This is a genomic window from Streptomyces sp., from assembly GCF_036566765.1.
Classification (GTDB): Bacteria; Actinomycetota; Actinomycetes; order Streptomycetales; family Streptomycetaceae; genus Streptomyces.
On the sequence record NZ_DATCVQ010000562.1, the window covers coordinates 1 to 18,666 of the forward strand.

The 18,666-nt window shown below is 69.5% G+C and carries 18 protein-coding genes and 1 riboswitch; of the genes, 13 read left to right on the forward strand and 5 right to left on the reverse strand.

Translation table 11 applies throughout. From position 1 onward, the window contains the following. Positions 1-167: 167 nt before the first annotated feature. Positions 168-563, reverse strand: a complete 396-nt coding sequence (locus VIU94_RS32535) for a VOC family protein (protein WP_331916995.1) — start codon at positions 561-563, stop codon at positions 168-170. Positions 564-625: 62 nt separating this feature from the next. Between VIU94_RS32535 and VIU94_RS32540 the strand changes: the two genes are divergently transcribed. Next, complete coding sequence (locus VIU94_RS32540; protein WP_331916997.1) at positions 626-1,720, forward strand: glycerate kinase family protein; 1,095 nt, start codon at positions 626-628, stop codon at positions 1,718-1,720. Positions 1,721-1,893: 173 nt separating this feature from the next. Then, the gene (locus VIU94_RS32545; protein WP_331916999.1) at positions 1,894-2,250 is read left to right on the forward strand and encodes a HesB/IscA family protein; all 357 of its coding nucleotides are present in this window, start codon (positions 1,894-1,896) and stop codon (positions 2,248-2,250) included. 102 nt (positions 2,251-2,352) lie between these two features. Here the strand turns inward: VIU94_RS32545 and VIU94_RS32550 are convergent, their stop codons facing one another. After that, the gene (locus VIU94_RS32550) at positions 2,353-3,873 is read right to left on the reverse strand and encodes a hypothetical protein (protein ID WP_331917001.1); all 1,521 of its coding nucleotides are present in this window, start codon (positions 3,871-3,873) and stop codon (positions 2,353-2,355) included. Between the two features lie 122 nt (positions 3,874-3,995). Beyond that, the gene (locus VIU94_RS32555; protein WP_331917003.1) at positions 3,996-4,202 is read right to left on the reverse strand and encodes a hypothetical protein; all 207 of its coding nucleotides are present in this window, start codon (positions 4,200-4,202) and stop codon (positions 3,996-3,998) included. Between the two features lie 132 nt (positions 4,203-4,334). Between VIU94_RS32555 and VIU94_RS32560 the strand changes: the two genes are divergently transcribed. Then, positions 4,335-5,309 carry a carbohydrate kinase family protein gene (locus VIU94_RS32560; RefSeq protein WP_331917005.1) on the forward strand — a complete coding sequence of 325 codons (975 nt, stop codon included), beginning with the start codon at positions 4,335-4,337 and terminating at the stop codon, positions 5,307-5,309. 54 nt (positions 5,310-5,363) lie between these two features. Here the strand turns inward: VIU94_RS32560 and VIU94_RS32565 are convergent, their stop codons facing one another. Then, positions 5,364-6,764 (reverse strand): cysteine desulfurase/sulfurtransferase TusA family protein, encoded by a 1,401-nt coding sequence (locus VIU94_RS32565; protein ID WP_331917007.1) that lies wholly within the window; start codon positions 6,762-6,764, stop codon positions 5,364-5,366. A gap of 278 nt (positions 6,765-7,042) precedes the next feature. Between VIU94_RS32565 and ctaC the strand changes: the two genes are divergently transcribed. The 4 genes from ctaC to VIU94_RS32585 all read left to right on the forward strand — a co-directional run bounded on the left by ctaC (position 7,043) and on the right by VIU94_RS32585 (position 11,498). Next, complete coding sequence (gene ctaC, locus VIU94_RS32570) at positions 7,043-8,002, forward strand: aa3-type cytochrome oxidase subunit II (RefSeq protein ID WP_331917009.1); 960 nt, start codon at positions 7,043-7,045, stop codon at positions 8,000-8,002. Next, positions 7,999-9,729, forward strand: a complete 1,731-nt coding sequence (ctaD, locus tag VIU94_RS32575) for an aa3-type cytochrome oxidase subunit I (RefSeq protein WP_331917011.1) — start codon at positions 7,999-8,001, stop codon at positions 9,727-9,729. Before ctaC ends, ctaD begins: the two co-directional genes overlap by 4 nt. After that, entirely contained in the window at positions 9,726-10,124 is a 399-nt protein-coding gene (gene ctaF, locus VIU94_RS32580) for a cytochrome c oxidase subunit 4 (protein WP_331917013.1), read from the forward strand. Before ctaD ends, ctaF begins: the two co-directional genes overlap by 4 nt. 120 nt (positions 10,125-10,244) lie before the next feature. Then, positions 10,245-11,498, forward strand: a complete 1,254-nt coding sequence (locus VIU94_RS32585) for a L,D-transpeptidase (RefSeq protein WP_331917015.1) — start codon at positions 10,245-10,247, stop codon at positions 11,496-11,498. A 3-nt stretch (positions 11,499-11,501) separates the two neighbouring features. Here the strand turns inward: VIU94_RS32585 and VIU94_RS32590 are convergent, their stop codons facing one another. After that, positions 11,502-11,903, reverse strand: coding sequence for a DNA-binding transcriptional response regulator (locus VIU94_RS32590; RefSeq protein WP_331917017.1), 402 nt, complete (start codon positions 11,901-11,903; stop codon positions 11,502-11,504). Positions 11,904-12,081: 178 nt separating this feature from the next. On the opposite strand from VIU94_RS32590, the gene ctaE reads away from it, so the two are divergent. The 6 genes from ctaE to VIU94_RS32620 all read left to right on the forward strand — a co-directional run. Further along, entirely contained in the window at positions 12,082-12,702 is a 621-nt protein-coding gene (gene ctaE, locus VIU94_RS32595) for an aa3-type cytochrome oxidase subunit III (RefSeq protein ID WP_331917019.1), read from the forward strand. Positions 12,703-12,767: 65 nt separating this feature from the next. Next, the gene (gene qcrC / locus VIU94_RS32600; protein WP_331917021.1) at positions 12,768-13,577 is read left to right on the forward strand and encodes a cytochrome bc1 complex diheme cytochrome c subunit; all 810 of its coding nucleotides are present in this window, start codon (positions 12,768-12,770) and stop codon (positions 13,575-13,577) included. Next, a complete protein-coding gene (gene qcrA, locus VIU94_RS32605; protein ID WP_331917023.1) occupies positions 13,574-14,626 on the forward strand; it encodes a cytochrome bc1 complex Rieske iron-sulfur subunit in 1,053 nt (350 codons plus the stop codon). Before qcrC ends, qcrA begins: the two co-directional genes overlap by 4 nt. Continuing rightward, positions 14,623-16,248, forward strand: a complete 1,626-nt coding sequence (gene qcrB, locus VIU94_RS32610) for a cytochrome bc1 complex cytochrome b subunit (protein WP_331917025.1) — start codon at positions 14,623-14,625, stop codon at positions 16,246-16,248. Before qcrA ends, qcrB begins: the two co-directional genes overlap by 4 nt. Before the next feature lie 118 nt (positions 16,249-16,366). Continuing rightward, positions 16,367-17,431 (forward strand): anthranilate phosphoribosyltransferase, encoded by a 1,065-nt coding sequence (gene trpD, locus VIU94_RS32615; protein ID WP_266525727.1) that lies wholly within the window; start codon positions 16,367-16,369, stop codon positions 17,429-17,431. A 71-nt stretch (positions 17,432-17,502) separates the two neighbouring features. Next, positions 17,503-17,619: riboswitch (SAM riboswitch) on the forward strand. A gap of 120 nt (positions 17,620-17,739) precedes the next feature. Next, positions 17,740-18,666 (forward strand): aminotransferase class V-fold PLP-dependent enzyme (locus tag VIU94_RS32620; RefSeq protein WP_331917027.1); only part of this gene is annotated, 927 nt, incomplete at its 3' end.

Sequence of the window (18,666 nt, forward strand, 5' to 3'; positions counted from 1 at the left end):
TGCACTTGACCGTGTTCCGCTCAGCGCGTACACCGTCTCAGCGGTGCACTACCTGTCGATCGGTCCCCTCATTTGTTGATCAGTCCGTCGGGAGTCGGCCGGATCGACCTGTGACCGCAGCTCGTCCTGGACCGCGATCGCTTCGGTCTCGGTCGTCGGCCAGTCCATCAGTCGAACGTCGGCGCTCCGGAAGGCGGCCACTGGACGAGTTCGAAGCGGTAGCCGTCGGGGTCGACGACCCACGATGTCTTCGGGCCGTCCGCGCCGCCCGGGAGTTCGACCGGGCCGGGCTGCAGGCCGCCGGCGGTGAGGCGGTCGAGGGTTTCGGCGAGCGACTCGACCTCGATCGCGAAGTGCTCGAACCCGCGCACCTCGACCGGCCCGTCGGCGGGCCGGTGGACGAGTTCGAGCGACACCGACGACTCACCCGGCAGGCGGAGCCAGACCAGACGGGACCCGTCGTCGGCCGGGATCTTGCTCAGCTCGACGTACCCGACCGCGGCGTAGAACCTCAACGACCGCTCCAGGTCACTCACCCGCAACGCGAACAGGATCGTCTTCATCCGCCGATCCAACTGGTGGCACCGGACGCCGTCAACCGCAGCGGGTGGGAGAGGATGTGCGCATGCGGATTCTGATTGCGCCGGACAAGTTCGCGGGGACGCTGACGGCCGTGGAGGCTGCGGCGGCCATCGAGGAAGGGTGGCGGCGGCGGGATCCGGAGGCCGAGGTGCTCGTGGCGCCGATGGCCGACGGCGGCCCGGGCTTCATCGACGTGCTGTCCGCCGTCGTCGACGGCAAGCTCCTGTCGGTCACCGTCCGCGGACCGCTCGGCGAGGAGACCCCGGCGACGGTGCTGCTGGCGGGGGAGACGGCGTACGTCGAGACCGCGCAGGCGTGCGGGCTGCACCTGGTGGAGCCGAAGCAGCGCCGCCCCGAGGACGCGACGACGTACGGCGTGGGCCAGCTCATCACTGCGGCCGTGGACGCCGGCGCGCGGCGGATCATCCTGGGCCTCGGCGGCTCCGGGACCAACGACGCCGGCGCGGGTCTGCTCGCCGCGCTCGGAGCGACGGCCGAGGGCGGTCGGCTGGACGCGGGTGCCGCGGGGCTGGCCGAGCTGGCCTCGGTCGATCTCGCGCCGGCCCGGGAGCGCGTCGCCGGGGTGGAGTTCGTGGCGGCGAGCGACGTGGAGAACCCGATGCTCGGGCTGCGCGGCGCGACCAGCGTGTTCGGCGCCCAGAAGGGCATCACCGACGAGCGCAAGCCGGTGGTCGACGGCTGGCTGACGCATTTCGCCGAGCTGGCCGGCCGGAAGACCGCGGACCAGAAGGGCGCCGGCGCGGCGGGCGGCCTCGGGTACGCGCTGCTCCTGCTCGGCGCCGAGCGGGTCTCCGGCATCGACCTGGTCGCCGAGCTGACCGGGCTGAAGCAGAAGGCGTCGCAGGTCGACCTGGTGCTGAGCGGCGAGGGCGCGTTCGACTTCCAGTCCCGCGACGGCAAGGTGATCGCGGGTGTCGCGAAGGTGGCCAACGACGCGATGCGGCCGTGTGTCGTGCTGGCCGGGAAGGTCCTGATCGGGTCCCGCGAGATGCGCACGATGGGCGTCGAGTCGGCGTACGCGCTGGTCGACGTGGTCGGCGAGGAGCAGGCCTTCGCGGACCCGCAGGGGTCGCTCGCGACGGTCGCGGAGCGGGTCGCCCGGACCTGGGCCCGGTGATCGGTGCGCGGTGACTGGTTGATCACCTCGTGACCCGGGATCGTTGATCTGTGAAATTGGTGTGCGACCATGGGAATGAGCGCGCGCCGGCCGACGTTGGTACGTGTTGACAAGAGACTTCCGTGCCGGGGCAGCCGTAGGCCCGGCACTTGAGTAGATGACTGGAGTCAGGGATGACTGAAGCGCAGACCGAGCAGGCCGTGGCCACGGGTGTTCTCCTCACCGACGGGGCCGCCTCCAAGGTGAAGGCGCTGCTCGACCAGGAAGGCCGCGACGATCTCGCGCTGCGGGTCGCCGTGCAGCCGGGCGGGTGCTCCGGACTGCGGTACCAGCTGTTCTTCGACGAGCGTCAGCTCGACGGCGACGTGGTGGCCGACTTCGGTGGCGTGAGCGTCGTCACCGACCGGATGAGCGCGCCGTACCTGAAGGGCGCGACGATCGACTTCGTCGACACCATCGAGAAGCAGGGCTTCACGATCGACAACCCGAACGCCACCGGCTCCTGCGCCTGCGGCGACTCGTTCAGCTAAGACTCGTTCAGCTAGGTCGTAGCCGTACGTACGCCGAAGGCGGCGGGCCCGGAACTCCGGGACCGCCGCCTTCGGCGTTTCGTGTACGGGCGTCCTGGCCGCCTACTTCGGGCCCTGCTTCGGCACCAGGTCCCCGCTCGCCGCGTCCACGACCTGCCGGTCGCCCAGCGGCGTCGTCAGGGTCACCGTCCTGGTGACCTCCACGGCGATCGCGATGCAGGCCCGGTCGGGCTTCCGCGGCGTCTCCGTGATCGTCACCCGCACCTGCTCCGGGCTCTCCTTCACCGTCATCCCGTAGTCGCTGCACACCCCGCCCCAGAAGGTCGCCGACAGCTTCCGGCCGGTGCCGTCCACGGTGTACGACTGCAGCTGGCGCGGCGGGGCCGCGTCGTCCGAGGGGATCGGCACCGGGGTCGGCGTCGGCTTCGGCGTCAGGAACTCGGGCGCCACAGCCGTCTGCACCACCGTGTGCGCGGCCGTCGTGCCCTTCGGCACGACCTCGAACAGCCAGGACGGCACCAGCGCCTCCCGGCCGCCCGCGAACTGCGCGGCCAGCCCGAAGACCGCCTTCCGCACGGTCAGCTCCTGCGGCGGCACCCGGTCGAAAGCCACCTGGCAGGGGGCCTGGGGCTGCGTCCGCCGCTCCTCCGTCGCCGGCGGGTCGGTGGCGCAGCCGCCGATGTCCACCGGGCCGGTGCCCTTGGCGGCCTCGTTGAGCGCCGCCAGCGCCTTCTCCGCGCCGATCACCGGGTACGTCGCGGACTTCACCGGCTCCTTCAGCCGCCCGCTGCCGCCGACCAGCTTGCCGTCCGGGCCGACCCGGAGGCCGGTCGCCCAGCCGTACGTGGGCAGCCCGTCGATCCGCGGGTCGGCGTTCACCACCCGCTCGGCGCCCATCACCTGGCCGGCGTCCAGCTCCGCGTCCTGCTGGCCGAGCGCCTTCAGGATCGGGGCCGCGGCCGCCTTCGCCACCGCCTCGCTCGGCGGGGCGCCGCCCCAGCCCGAGGGCCGCTTCCCGCCCGGCGCCGGACAGTCCGGGCCCTTCAGGCAGGCGTCGCCCTGCTGGCCGCCGTTCACCACGGTGAACGACCAGGTGCCCGGCGCCTCCACCGCCACGTCGAGCCGCGGGCCCGCGCCGTCCTTCTCCGGCGGGGCGATCCGCCACTGCGCTCCGCTCAGCTGGGGCGTGCCCGAGACACCGAGCGCCTTGGCCAGCCGGCTCACGTCGGCGGAGGTCACCTTGCCCTGCGCACGCAGGACCGGGGCCTTGTCGGGGCCCTTCGGCAGCGGGCCCTGGGCCTTGTAGACCGCGCCGCTGGGGTCCGGCTCGCCCGGCGCGATCCCCGGGCCCCGCCCGTCCCCCTGGCCGTCGAGCAGCAGCGGCGGGGGAGTTCCGGCCGCGTCCGCGACCGCCGCCTTGTCGTCCGTATCGCCGCCCCCGCCGCCCGTCGCGGTGCTCGCCCAGTACGCGCCACCGCCGCCGACCAGCAGCGCGGCGACCGCGACCGACGCCACGATCAGCCGGGAGCGCCGCCGGGGCGCGTCGGGCGTGCCAGTTGAAACAGGTGTCTCAGACGCGTCAGGCGTGTCAGGCGTGTCCGGTGTGGGGTCCGTACCGCTCACCGCTTCGCTCCTTCGTCCGTACGTGCTCCTCCGACAGGAGACACCGGTGGGACGGAAGAGGGGAGCGACCGGTTCCCTGGGCTCTCCCAGGGCCTGTCCGGCGGATCAGGGTCGGACAGGCCCTAGTCGCCGTAACCGAACGCGGCGTCCGCGAGCCGGGCGGAGGCGGGCGGCACGACGACCCCGTGGATCAGCGCGGGGGAGACCGGAACGGGGGCGGCGGCCGCCGGGGTCACCCAGTGCGGGGCCATCCGGGCGCTGTCGCCGCGCAGCTCGGCCAGAGTGATCTCGGACTCGTCGCGCTCGCACGGAGCGGTGTGGTTCGCCATAAACGCACCGTATGCACGAGGCCCCGACCTAACAAAGACCTACCCTGGGGTAGTTTCCGCCGTTCGGTACGGGCCTCCTCACCGGGTAGCGTGGACTGTCAACGACTTCCGTATCCGTCAGGAGCGCCAGCCGTGCGTATCGCAGTCACCGGCTCCATCGCCACCGACCACCTCATGACCTTCCCCGGCAGGTTCGCCGACCAGCTCGTCGCGGACCAGCTGCACACGGTCTCCCTGTCCTTCCTCGTCGACAACCTCGACGTCCGCCGGGGAGGCGTGGGCCCGAACATCTGCTTCGGCATGGGCCAGCTCGGCGGCAACCCGATCCTCGTCGGAGCGGCCGGGTACGACTTCGACGAGTACCGCGCCTGGCTCGACCGGCACGGCGTCGACACCGGCTCCGTCCGCATCTCCGAGGTGCTGCACACCGCGCGCTTCGTCTGCACGACGGACAAGGACCACAACCAGATCGGCTCCTTCTACACCGGCGCCATGAGCGAGGCCCGGCTGATCGAGCTCAAGGCCGTCGCCGACCGCGTCGGCGGGCTCGACCTGGTGCTGATCGGCGCGGACGACCCGGAGGCGATGCTCCGCCACACCGAGGAGTGCCGGACCCGCGGCATCCCGTTCGCCGCGGACTTCTCCCAGCAGATCGCCCGAATGAACGGCGACGAGATCCGCACCCTGCTCGACGGCGCGACGTACCTCTTCTCCAACGAGTACGAGAAGGGGCTCATCGAGTCCAAGACCGGCTGGTCCGACGAGGAGATCCTCGGCAAGGTCGGCCACCGGGTCACCACCCTCGGCTCGCGCGGCGTCCGCATCGAGCGGGTCGGCGAGCCGGCCATCGAGGTCGGCTGCCCGGAGGAGGAGGCCAAGGTCGACCCGACCGGCGTCGGCGACGCGTTCCGCGCGGGCTTCCTGACCGGTCTGCAGTGGGGCGTCGGCCATGAGCGTGCCGCCCAGGTCGGCTGCATGCTCGCCACGCTGGTGATCGAGACGCTCGGCACCCAGGAGTACACCCTGCGCCGCGCCCACTTCATGGACCGCTTCACCAAGGCGTACGGCCACGAGGCCGCCGCCGAGGTCAAGTCGTACCTGTCCTGACGCAACCGGGGTGAGGGGCGCCCGCCCCTCACCCCGCCGCTCCTCACCGCCGTCCTACGACACCCGGCGCACCACGTACGCCACCCCGCCCTTCGGTGACGGCCGCTCGCCCACGTACTCCTGGCCGCGCATCTCGCACCAGGCCGGGATGTCCAGCCGGGCCGCCTCGTCGTCCGCGAGGACCGTCACCGTCGCCCCCACCGGCACGTCGCCGATCACCTTCGCCAGCTCGATCACCGGGATCGGGCAGCGTCGTCCCAGCGCGTCCACCACGAGCGAGGACTCCGCGTCGCCGAGAGCCGTCGAGGCCGGACGGATCTCCACCTCCGGCACGCCCAGCTGCTCGCGGATCCGCGCCACCACCCTCGGCAGCACGTCGAGGAACCGGTCCACGTCCGCCTCGGACGTGCCCGTGGGCAGCGACACGCGGACGTTCCCCTCGCTCAGCACCCCCATCGCGCGCAGCACATGGCTGGGCGTCAGCGTCGAGCTCGTGCACGACGAACCCGACGAAACGGAGAAACCGGCCCGATCCAGCTCGTGCAGCACCGTCTCTCCGTCGACATAGAGACAGGAGAAGGTGACGAGATGCGGCAGCCGCCGTGCCGGGTCCCCGACCACCTCGACGTCCGGGACCAACTCGGGCACCCGCGCCCGGATCCGGTCGACCAGGCCGCGCAGCCGGGCCCCCTCCGCCGCCGCCTCGTCCCGTACGGCCCGCAGCGAGGCCGCGGCCGCGACGATCGCCGGGATGTTCTCGAAGCCGGGCGCCCGGCCCGACTCCCGTTCGTCCGCCGGGACTTGGGCGGCGAACCGGACCCCCTTGCGCACCGCGAGCAGCCCCACCCCGGCCGGCCCGCCCCACTTGTGCGCGCTGCCCGCGAGCAGCGACCAGCCGCCCGCGACCGGCCCCCAGCCCAGCGACTGCGCCGCGTCCACCAGCAGCGGCACGCCCGCAGCCCGGCACGCCTCGGCGACCTCGGCGACCGGCTGCTCCGTCCCCACCTCGTGGTTGGCGGACTGCAGACACGCCAGCGCGGTGTCCGGCGTGAGCGCGGCCGCGAAGACCTCCGGGTCCACCGCCCCGGACCGCCGCACCGGCACCTGCGTCACCGACCCGCCGGCCGCCTCGTGCGCCTCGCCGGCGTGCAGTACCGAGGAGTGCTCCACCGCCGAGACCACCAGCCGGGATCCGACACGCCGACGCCCGGCGAGCGCTCCGGAGATCCCGGCGTGGACCGCGCGGGTCCCCGAAGGAGTGAAGACGAGCTCGTCGGGGCGGCAGCCGACCGCCTCCGCCGCGGCCTCCCGCGCCGCGTCGAGCAGCATCCTGGCCCGCCGCCCCTCCCGGTACAGCCGGGCCGGATCGGCCCATCCCTCGTCAAGGGCGGCCTGCAGCGCCTGGCGGGCGACGGGGTGCAGCGGAGCGGCGGAGGCGGCGTCGAAGTACGGCATCCGGCCACGCTAACCCGCACTGGGCGAGGGACCGTCAGATGCCCCCGGCGCACGGCCGATCGGGCCTCTGGAACCCGTCCCCGGAATGACGGAGTCCACCCCTTCGGGGACTCCGGCGGCGCGTTGGGCACCCTCCCCGCGCGACCCCAAATAGCGTCCAGTAGGGTTTGGTCCGCATAAACATCCAAACCCCTGCCCGCGGCCGGGGCGGCGACCGACCAGCGAGACGGACGGCCGTGGCCGACCAACGCGGGCCGAGACTCTCGGGAAGGCGCTACGTGAGTCCCAACGGCTCCGACCGCTCGTCGCGGCGCCCGATGCGGCGGAAGCTGCCGCAGGTGCTGACTGCGGGCCTGATCCTGGCAACCGCCACCGGTTGCACATACGAGGACTTCCCCCGCCTTGGAATGCCCACTCCGGTAACGGAAGAGGCCCCTCGGATCCTCTCCCTCTGGCAGGGCTCGTGGGCGGCAGCGCTCGCCACGGGTGTGCTGGTCTGGGGCCTGATCCTGTGGTCGATCATCTTCCACCGGCGCAGCCGCACCAAGGTCGAGGTACCTCCGCAGACGCGGTACAACATGCCCATCGAGGCGCTGTACACGGTCACCCCGCTCATCATCGTGTCGGTGCTCTTCTACTTCACCGCGCGCGACGAGACGAAGCTCCTCTCACTCGCTCCCAAGCCCGCCCACACCATCAACGTGGTCGGCTACCAGTGGAGCTGGGGCTTCAACTACATCGAGAACGTCCCCGGCGTGAAGGGCGACGCCCAGAAGGCCCCCAACCTGCTGGCGATTCCGGACAAGTACCGCGAAGACTTCCCGGCCAACGCCGGCGGCGTCTACGACTACGGCATCCCGGGCACCCGCAACCCGCAGACCGGCAACCCGGGCCCGACGCTGTGGCTGCCGAAGGGGGAGAAGGTCCGTTTCGTCCTGACCTCCCGCGACGTCATCCACTCTTTCTGGGTCGTCCCCTTCCTCATGAAGCAGGACGTCATCCCTGGGCACACCAACGCCTTCGAGGTGACCCCGTCGCAGGAGGGCACCTTCATGGGCAAGTGTGCCGAGCTGTGCGGTGTCGACCACTCCCGGATGCTCCTCAACGTCAAGGTGGTCTCCCCGGAGCGCTACCAGCAGCACCTGAAGGAGCTGGCGGAGCAGGGGCAGACCGGCTACATCCCGTCGGGCATTGAGCAGACGGACCCGGCCAGGAATGCGGAGACGAACAAACTGTGAGCATCCTCAACGAACCCCAGGGTGCCGCCGCAGCAACCGACTCGTACGAGAACGAGCTGCCGGTACGGCGTAAGCAGCCCGGCAATGTCGTGGTGAAGTGGCTCACGACCACCGACCACAAGACGATCGGCACGCTCTACCTGGTCACGTCGTTCGTCTTCTTCTGCATCGGCGGTCTCATGGCGCTCTTCATGCGCGCCGAGCTGGCCCGTCCGGGTACGCAGATCATGTCGAACGAGCAGTTCAACCAGGCGTTCACGATGCACGGCACGATCATGCTGCTGATGTTCGCGACGCCGCTGTTCGCCGGATTCGCGAACTGGATCATGCCGCTGCAGATCGGCGCGCCCGACGTGGCGTTCCCGCGGCTGAACATGTTCGCCTACTGGCTCTACCTGTTCGGCTCGATCATCGCGGTGGCCGGCTTCCTCACCCCGCAGGGTGCGGCCGACTTCGGCTGGTTCGCCTACTCCCCGCTGTCGGACGCGGTCCGCTCGCCGGGCGTCGGCGCCGACATGTGGATCATGGGTCTGGCCTTCTCCGGCTTCGGCACGATCCTCGGCTCGGTCAACTTCATCACCACGATCATCTGCATGCGCGCTCCGGGCATGACGATGTTCCGCATGCCGATCTTCGTCTGGAACGTCCTGCTGACCGGTGTCCTGGTCCTGCTGGCCTTCCCCGTCCTCGCGGCGGCGCTGTTCGCCCTGGAGGCGGACCGCAAGTTCGGCTCGCACATCTTCGACGCCTCCAACGGCGGCGCCCTGCTGTGGCAGCACCTCTTCTGGTTCTTCGGCCACCCAGAGGTGTACATCATCGCGCTGCCGTTCTTCGGCATCGTCTCCGAGGTCATCCCGGTCTTCAGCCGCAAGCCGATGTTCGGCTACATCGGTCTGGTGGCCGCGACCATCGCGATCGCCGGTCTGTCCGTGACCGTGTGGGCCCACCACATGTACGTCACAGGCGGCGTGCTCCTGCCGTTCTTCTCCTTCATGACGTTCCTCATCGCGGTTCCGACCGGTGTGAAGTTCTTCAACTGGATCGGCACGATGTGGAAGGGCTCGTTGTCCTTCGAGACTCCGATGCTCTGGACGATCGGCTTCCTGGTCACCTTCACCTTCGGTGGTCTGACCGGCGTCATCCTGGCCTCGCCGCCGATGGACTTCCACGTCTCCGACTCGTACTTCGTCGTGGCGCACTTCCACTACGTCGTCTTCGGCACCGTGGTGTTCGCGATGTTCGCCGGCTTCCACTTCTGGTGGCCGAAGATGACGGGCAAGATGCTCGACGAGCGGCTCGGCAAGATGACGTTCTGGACGCTGTTCATCGGCTTCCACGGCACGTTCCTGGTGCAGCACTGGCTGGGCGCCGAGGGCATGCCGCGTCGTTACGCGGACTACCTGGAGGCCGACGGCTTCACCGCGCTGAACACGATCTCGACGATCTCCTCGTTCCTGCTCGGTCTGTCGATCCTGCCGTTCATGTACAACGTCTGGAAGACCGCCAAGTACGGCAAGAAGGTCGAGGTCGACGACCCGTGGGGTTACGGCCGTTCGCTCGAGTGGGCGACGTCCTGCCCGCCGCCGCGGCACAACTTCCTCACCCTGCCGCGGATCCGCTCCGAATCCCCGGCGTTCGACCTGCACCACCCGGAGATCGCGGCGCTCGACCAGCTCGAGAACCACGGCGAGAAGGCCCTCGCGGGTGAGAAGGAGGCCGGCAAGTGAAGATCCAGGGCAAGATGTTCCTCTGGCTGAGCGTCTTCATCCTCGCCATGGCGGTCCTCTACGGCGTCTGGTCGAAGGAGCCGGCCGGTACGACGGCGCTCTTCCTGGCCTTCGGCCTGTCCATCATGATCGGCTACTACCTGGCCTTCACGGCCAGGCGGGTCGACGCGATGGCGCAGGACGACAAGGAGGCCGACGTCGCGGACGAGGCCGGTGAGCTGGGCTTCTTCGCCCCGCACAGCTGGCAGCCGCTGTCGCTGGCCATCGGTGGCGCGCTCGCCTTCCTCGCCGTCGCGATGGGCTGGTGGATCCTGTACTTCTCGGCTCCGCTGATCCTGGTCGGCCTCTTCGGCTGGGTGTTCGAGTTCTACCGCGGCGAGAACCAGAACCAGTAGCACCACCGCTCCACCCGCAGGACCCCGAGGGGCCCGGACATCTCGTCACCGAGGTGTCCGGGCCCCTCGTTTGCAGTCACTCCGCGCGCTGCCCGGAGGGAATGTTCTTACGGTGATGTCATGAACGACACGCCGCGCATTCGGACTGTTTTGAGCTGCACCCTTTTGGCCGCCGCGGTCACCGCGGCGGCGGGCGGATGCAGCGGTACGGACGGCCATCCGCTGTCGGCGAAGCCGTACGACGCGACCAGCGAGGTCTCCTTCAACATCCCGTCCGGGAGCAAGAAGGCCGACCCCCACAAGCCCCTCGAGGTGACCGCCAAGGGCGGCGACGGGCGGATCGCCGATGTGACCGCGGTCGACGAGGCCGGCCGCCATCTGGCGGGCGAGCTCTCCGCGGACGGCGCACGCTGGCGCTCCACGGCCCCTCTGACGGCCGGAACGCGCTACGAGGTCCGGGTGGCCACCGAGGACGACGACGGCGCTCCAGGCGTCCGTACGGTCACGTTCGAGACGTCTCCCGCCAAGGCGGCGCTGACCGTGAAATTCGGCCCGCAGGCGGGCAAGTACGGCGTCGGACAGCCCATCACCGCCGAGCTGAGCCAGCCGGTTGGGGACAAGGCCGCCCGTGCGGTCGTGGAGCGGGCCCTGAAGGTGCGCTCCACCCCGTCCGTCGAGGGCGGCTGGCACTGGGTCGACGACAAGAAGCTGCACTACCGGCCCAAGGTGTACTGGCCCACCGGCGCGGTCGTCGAGGCGACCGGCAACCTGGCCGGACTCAGGGTCGGCGACAAGCTCTACGGCGCCCCGGTCAAGCCGCTGAGGCTCACCATCGGCGACCGGATCGAGGCCGTCGCGGACGCCGGCTCGCACCAGATGACGGTCACCCGGAACGGAAAAGTGATCAACACCATTCCGGTGACCACCGGCAAACCGGGCTTCTCCACCCGCAACGGCATCAAAGTCGTGCTGGGCAAGGAGTACTTCGTCCGCATGCGCAGCACCACCGTCGGCATCGCGGAGGGCAGCTCCGAGTCGTACGACCTGCCCGTCTACTACGCGACGCGGGTCACCCAGAGCGGTGAATACGTCCACGCCGCGCCGTGGTCCGTCGGTTCGCAGGGCTTCGCCAACGTCAGCCACGGCTGTGTCGGCATGTCGACCGGGAACGCGCAGTGGTTCTTCGAGACCGTGCGCCCCGGCGACATCGTCCGGACCGTCAACAGCCTCGGCGACACGATGGACACGTTCGGGAACGGCTTCGGCGACTGGAACATGCCCTGGGAGAAGTGGGTCACGGGCAGCGCCCTGACCGGGTCGGCCGGCCGGCCGCTGTCCCCGGCCGCCACCGCCCGCCTGCGGCCGTCGGTCTAGCCGCTACGCGTCCGCCCCGAGCCGGGAACGCACCAGTCCGGCCAGGGCGTCCGCGAACTCGACCGGCTCCACCGGAAGGGTCACCGCGGCGTCCGCACGGCTCCACGTGGCCAGCCAGGCGTCCTGCGGACGCCCGATCAGCAGCAGTACCGGCGGGCAGTTGAAGATCTCGTCCTTGATCTGGCGGCAGACGCCCATGCCGCCCGCCGGCACCGCCTCGCCGTCCAGCACGCAGACATCGATCCCGCCCTCGTCCAGGAGCTTGAGAACCGCAGGAAGCGTCGCGCACTCGACGAACTCCACCGGGGGGACGTCGGAGGCGGGCCTGCGCCCGGCTGCGAGCCGCACCTGTTCGCGGGTGCTCGCGTCGTCGCTGTAGACCAGGACCGTGGCGCTCGACTGCATCGTTCCTCCGTGGAAGGTCATCAACCGATGCGCCGGATGCTACTCCTGCCCACAGCCCGTCAACAGCCGTTCAACACCTGTTCGAAGGGTGCTTCGATGGGCCGTTCGGGCTGGACAGGGGGGCCTGACACTCCGAACGGCACCCCCCGGAGTGAGGGCGGGATAAGCGACCGACATAATGTCGGTCGTGGCGACAGCAACGACAGTAGAAACCGGGCACGCGCACCCGTCGGTCAATCGACCGAACCTCACCAGCGTCGGAACCATCATCTGGCTGAGTTCCGAGCTGATGTTCTTCGCGGCCCTCTTCGCGATGTACTTCACCCTGCGATCGGTGATGGGCACCGAGTTCTGGGAGGAACAGGCCTCTGCCCTGAACTTCCCGTTCTCGGCGACCAACACCACGATCCTGGTGCTCTCCTCCCTCACCTGCCAGCTCGGCGTCTTCGCCGCAGAGCGGGGCGACGTGAAGAAGCTCCGGGCGTGGTTCATCATCACGTTCGTGATGGGTGCGATCTTCATCGGCGGCCAGGTCTTCGAGTACACCGAGCTGGTCAAGAAGGACGGCCTTTCGCTGTCCTCGAACCCGTACGGCTCGGTGTTCTACCTGACCACCGGCTTCCACGGCCTGCACGTGACGGGCGGTCTCATCGCCTTCCTGCTGGTCCTGGGCCGGACGTACGCCGCCAGGAGGTTCACTCACGAGCAGGCAACCGCCGCCATCGTCGTGTCCTACTACTGGCACTTCGTCGATGTCGTCTGGATCGGCCTCTTCGCCACGATCTACATGATCAAGTAGTCGGGTCCCGGACCCGACACATCCAGCAAGCATCGACGCAGAAGATCCTGACACCGGGGTAATCCGTGAAAAAGCTCTCCGCACGACGACGCCATCCGCTGGCGGCGGTCGTCGTCCTACTTCTCGCGCTGGCGGCCACTGGGGGGCTGTACGCCGCGTTCGCGCCCGCGGACAAGGCCCAGGCCGAAGAAACCTCCCAGTCCCTCGCCATCGAGGAGGGGAAGAAGCTCTACTCCGTCGGCTGCGCCAGCTGCCACGGAACCGGCGGTCAGGGAACCTCTGACGGCCCCTCCCTGGTAGGCGTCGGCTCGGCGGCCGTGGACTTCCAGGTCAGCACCGGCCGCATGCCGGCGCAGCAGCCGGGCGCCCAGGTGCCCAAGAAGAAGAACATCTACACGAACGCGCAGATCGACCAGCTGGCGGGGTACATCGCCTCGCTCGGCGCCGGTCCGATCAAGCCGACCGAGAAGCAGTACAGCCCCGAGGGCGCCGACATCGCCAAGGGTGGCGAGCTGTTCCGCTCCAACTGCGCCCAGTGCCACAACTTCACCGGTGAGGGCGGCGCGCTGACGCACGGCAAGTACGCCCCGAGCCTCGAGGACGTGAGCCCGAAGCACCTCTACGAGGCCATGCAGACCGGCCCGCAGAACATGCCCTCCTTCCCGGACACGACGATGCCCGAGAAGGAGAAGAAGGACATCATCGCGTACGTCCAGGCCGTCAACGGCGAGAAGTCCGACAGCCCGGGCGGTCTCAAGCTCGGTGGTCTCGGTCCGGTCTCCGAGGGTCTGTTCGGGTGGGTCTTCGGGCTTGGTGCGCTGATCGCAGTTGCCGTCTGGGTCGCGGCCCACACCGCTAAGGCCAAGAAGTCATGAGTAGCCAAGAGATTCCAGAAGAGAACCTGCCCGCTGAGCAGGACACCGCGCACGGCGCGGTGAAGGTCCTCGACGACCCGTTCGCCGACCCGGGCCTTCCGCCCCACAAGCCGCGCATCCAGGACATCGACGAGCGGGCCGCCAAGCGGTCCGAGCGTGCGGTCGCCTTCATGTTCGTGCTGTCGATGCTGGCCACCATCGCCTTCATCGCCTCGTACGTGATCTTCCCGGTCGACCAGATCGTGTACATCTGGCCGTTCGGCCGGGTGAGCTCGCTCAACTTCGCCCTGGGCTGGTCCCTCGGCCTCGCGCTCTTCTTCATCGGCGCGGGCGCGGTCCACTGGGCCCGCACCCTGATGTCCGACGTCGAGATCGCGGACGAGCGGCACCCGATCCAGGCCTCCACGGAGGTCAAGGCGAGGGTCATGGCGGACTTCGCGGCCGGCGCCGACGAGTCCGGTTTCGGGCGACGCAAGCTGCTCCGCAACACGATGTTCGGCGCGGTCGCGCTGGTGCCGCTGTCCGGCCTGATGCTGCTGCGCGACATGGGCCCGCTGCCGGAGCGCAAGCTGCGTTCCACCCTGTGGGCCAATGGCAAAGAGCTCATCAACATGAACACCCACGAGCCGCTGCGTCCCGAGGACGTCGCGGTGGGCTCGCTGACCTTCGCGATGCCTGAGGGCCTCACGGAGCACGACCACGACTTCCAGGTCGAGATCGCCAAGGCCGCCCTGATGATCGTCCGGATCCAGCCGGAGGACATCAAGGACAAGCGCGAGCTCGAGTGGTCGCACGAGGGCATCGTCGCCTTCTCGAAGATCTGCACCCACGTGGGCTGCCCGATCTCGCTGTACGAGCAGCAGACGCACCACGTGCTCTGCCCGTGCCACCAGTCCACCTTCGACCTGGCCGACGGCGCGCGCGTCATCTTCGGCCCGGCCGGTCACGCCCTCCCGCAGCTGCGGATCGGTGTGAACGAGAAGGGCAACCTCGAGGCGCTCGGCGACTTCGACGAGCCCGTCGGTCCTGCCTTCTGGGAGCGCGGATGAGCACTGTGACGGATACGAAGAAGAAGGCCCCCGCCGGCGAGCGGATGGCCGACTGGGCCGACGGCCGTCTGGGTGTCTACACCCTGGCCAAGGCCAACATGCGGAAGATCTTCCCGGACCACTGGTCCTTCATGCTGGGCGAGATCTGCCTCTACAGCTTCCTCATCATCATCCTGACGGGCGTCTATCTGACGTTGTTCTTCCACCCGTCGATGAACGAGGTGGAGTACCACGGCAGCTACATCCCGCTCCAGGGTCAGCTGATGTCCGAGGCGTTCAACTCGACCATGCACATCTCCTTCGATGTGCGCGGTGGTCTGCTCATCCGGCAGATCCACCACTGGGCGGCGCTGATCTTCCTCGCCGGCATGTTCGTGCACATGATGCGCGTGTTCTTCACGGGCGCGTTCCGCAAGCCGCGTGAGGTCAACTGGCTGTTCGGCTTCCTGCTGTTCGTCCTGGGCATGTTCACCGGCTTCACCGGCTACTCGCTCCCGGACGACCTGCTGTCCGGCACCGGTGTCCGCTTCATGGAGGGCGCGATCCTGTCCGTGCCGATCGTCGGCACGTACCTGTCGTTCTTCCTCTTCGGCGGCGAGTTCCCGGGCGGCGACTTCGTGGCCCGCTTCTACTCGATCCACGTACTGCTGCTGCCGGGCATCATGCTCGGCCTGGTCGTCGGCCACCTGATCCTGGTCTTCTACCACAAGCACACGCAGTTCGCGGGCCCCGGAAAGACGAACAACAACGTCGTCGGCATGCCGCTGCTGCCGGTCTACATGGCCAAGGCCGGAGGCTTCTTCTTCCTGGTCTTCGGTGTCATCGCGGCCATCGCGGCGATCGCCTCGATCAACCCGATCTGGGCGATGGGCCCCTACCGTCCCGACCAGGTGTCCACGGGCGCCCAGCCGGACTGGTACATGGGCTTCTCCGAGGGCCTGATCCGTGTCATGCCGGGCTGGGAGATCAACTTCTGGGGCCACACGCTCGTCCTGGGTGTGTTCATCCCGCTGGTGATCTTCCCGCTGGTCCTGGTCGCGATCGCGGTCTACCCGTTCATCGAGTCCTGGGTCACCGGCGACAAGCGCGAGCACCACATCCTGGACCGCCCGCGCAACGCGCCGACGCGTACCGCCTTCGGCGTCGCGTGGATCACCTGGTACATGGTGCTGCTGATCGGTGGTGGAAACGACCTCTGGGCCACCCACTTCCACCTGTCGATCAACGCCATCACCTGGTTCGTCCGGGTCGCGTTCTTCGTCGCCCCGGTCCTCGCGTTCATCGCCACCAAGCGGATCTGCCTCGGCCTCCAGCGCCGCGACAAGGACAAGGTGCTGCACGGCCGCGAGTCCGGCATCATCAAGCGCCTGCCGCACGGTGAGTTCATCGAGGTGCACGAGCCGCTCAGCCAGGAGCAGCTGCACACGCTCACGGCGCACGAGCAGTACGAGCCGGCCGCGATCGGTGCCACGGTCGACGAGAACGGCGTCGAGCGCAAGGTGAAGGGCTCCGAGAAGCTGCGCGCCAAGCTGAGCGAGGCGTACTACGGCGAAGAGGCCCAGATCCCCAAGCCCACCGTCGAGGAGTACAAGGAGATCACGAGCGGCCACGGCCACCACTGATCGCTGCGCTCGCCACGCGCGATGAAGGGCCCCGTCCGAACACCGGACGGGGCCCTTTGCCGTGCCCTGGGCTGGATAGGGTGGGAGCACCTTGTTCTACGACACCTGGAGCGGCCCCATGAGCGCTGTGACCCCCGCTGGAGGCAACACCGCGGCGGGCCGTTCCTGGCCCGCTCTGCTCAACGGCCTGCTGGAGGGCCGTGACCTCTCCGCCGACGACACCGCGTGGGCGATGGACCTGATCATGCGCGGCGAGGCCACCGACGCGCAGATCGCCGGGTTCGCGGTGGCGTTGCGCGCCAAGGGCGAGACCGTCCAGGAGATCACCGGGCTCGTCCGGACGATGTACGAGCACGCGAACGTCATCGAGGTGCCGGGCCGGACCGTCGACATCGTGGGCACGGGCGGCGACGGGGCCAAGACGGTGAACATCTCCACGATGTCGGCGATCGTCATCGCCGGCACCGGCGCGAAGGTCGTCAAGCACGGCAACCGGGCCGCCTCCTCCGCGTCCGGCGCCTCGGACGTCCTGGAGAAGCTCGGCGTCAATCTGGAGCTGACGCCGAAGCGGGTGGCCGAGGTGGCCGAGGAGGCCGGGATCACCTTCTGCTTCGCGATCAAGTTCCATCCGGCGCTGCGTCATGTGGCCGCCGCACGAGGGCAGTTGGGGATCCGGACCACCTTCAACGCGCTCGGTCCGCTGACCAACCCGGCCAAGGTGAAGGCGCAGGCCGTGGGCGTCGCCGACCCCCGCCTGGCGCCGCTCATCGCCGGCGTCCTGGCCGAGCGGGGCAACTCCTCCCTCGTCTTCCGCGGCGACGACGGCTTCGACGAGCTGACCACGACGTCCACGTCCCGGGTGTGGGTCGTGCGCGACGGCAAGGTCACCGAGCAGAGCTTCGACCCGCGGGACGTGGGCATCGAGCTGGTCCCGGTGGAGGCACTGCGGGGCGCGGACCCGTCGTACAACGCGGAGGTCGCGCGGCGGCTGCTGGACGGCGAGAAGGGCCCGGTCCGGGACGCCGTACTGCTGAACTCGGCGGCGGCGCTGGTGGCGCTGGACCCGGGTCCGGGGACGCTGGCCGAGCAGATCGGCGCCGCCATGGCGAAGGCCGCCGAGTCGATCGACTCCGGGTCCGCCAGGCGCACCCTGGATCGCTGGGTGGCCGCCAGCCACGCGTAGCGGGCATCGCGGTCCCGTCATCCGGACACGGGTTGCGGGACCGCGATCACTTCACGTACGTTCCTGTACCAGGTCATGAGTGACAGTCATGAGGCCCCGGCCGACTGTCCGGCAACCCTCCGTCCGTGGCGGGGTGCCCCGGGTGAAGACCAGGCCGTAGGCAGCGAGGTCTACGGCAAGCGCGGGCCCCTCTCGAAACCAGGGGTCCTGGTCATTCGAGGGAGTCTTCCGTGAGCAAGCGAATGCGATAGGGCGCCGAGCCCCGCCTCCGCACACCCATCTCACCTTTCTTTTCACGGGAGTTCCCCATGTCTGTCTCCACCGCTGCCCCCGCCCGGACCATTTGTGACCAGCTGCCCGTTCTGGGGCGAGATGTCACCGTCCCGCTCGTCACCGGCGGCGAGGTCACCTACGCGGCCCTCGACTACGCGGCCAGCGCCCCCGCCCTCCAGCGGGTCTGGGACGACGTGGCGGCGTACGCGCCCTACTACGGCAGCGTGCACCGCGGTGCCGGCTACCTCTCGCAGCTGTCGACCGACCTCTTCGAGAACGCCCGCAGGACCGTCACCGAGTTCCTCGACTGCCGGGACGACGACCAGCTGGTCTTCACCCGGTCGACCACCGACTCGCTCAACCTCCTCGCCGCCGCCCTCCCCGCCGACTGCCAGGTCTTCGTCTTCGAGACCGAGCACCACGCCTCGCTGCTGCCGTGGAAGGACGCCCGGGTCACCTACCTCGACGCCCCGCGCACCCCGGGGCAGGCCGTCGAGACCCTGGAGAAGGCCCTCGCCGACCGCGACCCCCAGGGCCCGGCCCTGGTCTGCGTGACCGGCGCCTCCAACGTCACGGGCGAGCTGTGGCCCGTACGGGAGCTTGCGGCAGCCGCTCACTCCCACGGCGCCCGCATCGTGCTCGACGCGGCCCAGCTGGCCCCGCACCACCCGTTGAGCGTCCGTGACCTCGACGTCGACTGGGTCGCCTTCTCCGGCCACAAGCTCTACGCCCCCTTCGGCTCGGGCGTCCTGGCCGGCCGCGCCGACTGGCTCCGGGCCGCCGACCCCTACCTCGCGGGCGGCGGCGCCAGCCGCAAGGTCACGCGGCGCGAGGACGGGGGAGTGGACGTGGAGTGGCACGAGAGCGCCGCCCGCCACGAGGCCGGCTCGCCGAACGTCATCGGCGCCTACTCGATCGCGTCGGCCTGCAAGGCGCTCACCGACGAGGGTTTCGACAACCTC

Coding starts and splice junctions, on each gene's coding strand:
- VIU94_RS32535 (WP_331916995.1), bottom strand. CDS start 563: ATGAAGACGATCCTGTTCGCGTTGCGGGTGAGTGACCTGGAGCGGTCG.
- VIU94_RS32540 (WP_331916997.1), top strand. CDS start 626: ATGCGGATTCTGATTGCGCCGGACAAGTTCGCGGGGACGCTGACGGCC.
- VIU94_RS32545 (WP_331916999.1), top strand. CDS start 1,894: ATGACTGAAGCGCAGACCGAGCAGGCCGTGGCCACGGGTGTTCTCCTC.
- VIU94_RS32555 (WP_331917003.1), bottom strand. CDS start 4,202: ATGGCGAACCACACCGCTCCGTGCGAGCGCGACGAGTCCGAGATCACT.
- VIU94_RS32565 (WP_331917007.1), bottom strand. CDS start 6,764: ATGCCGTACTTCGACGCCGCCTCCGCCGCTCCGCTGCACCCCGTCGCC.
- VIU94_RS32585 (WP_331917015.1), top strand. CDS start 10,245: ATGAACGACACGCCGCGCATTCGGACTGTTTTGAGCTGCACCCTTTTG.
- VIU94_RS32590 (WP_331917017.1), bottom strand. CDS start 11,903: ATGCAGTCGAGCGCCACGGTCCTGGTCTACAGCGACGACGCGAGCACC.
- ctaE (WP_331917019.1), top strand. CDS start 12,082: ATGTCGGTCGTGGCGACAGCAACGACAGTAGAAACCGGGCACGCGCAC.
- qcrA (WP_331917023.1), top strand. CDS start 13,574: ATGAGTAGCCAAGAGATTCCAGAAGAGAACCTGCCCGCTGAGCAGGAC.
- qcrB (WP_331917025.1), top strand. CDS start 14,623: ATGAGCACTGTGACGGATACGAAGAAGAAGGCCCCCGCCGGCGAGCGG.
- trpD (WP_266525727.1), top strand. CDS start 16,367: ATGAGCGCTGTGACCCCCGCTGGAGGCAACACCGCGGCGGGCCGTTCC.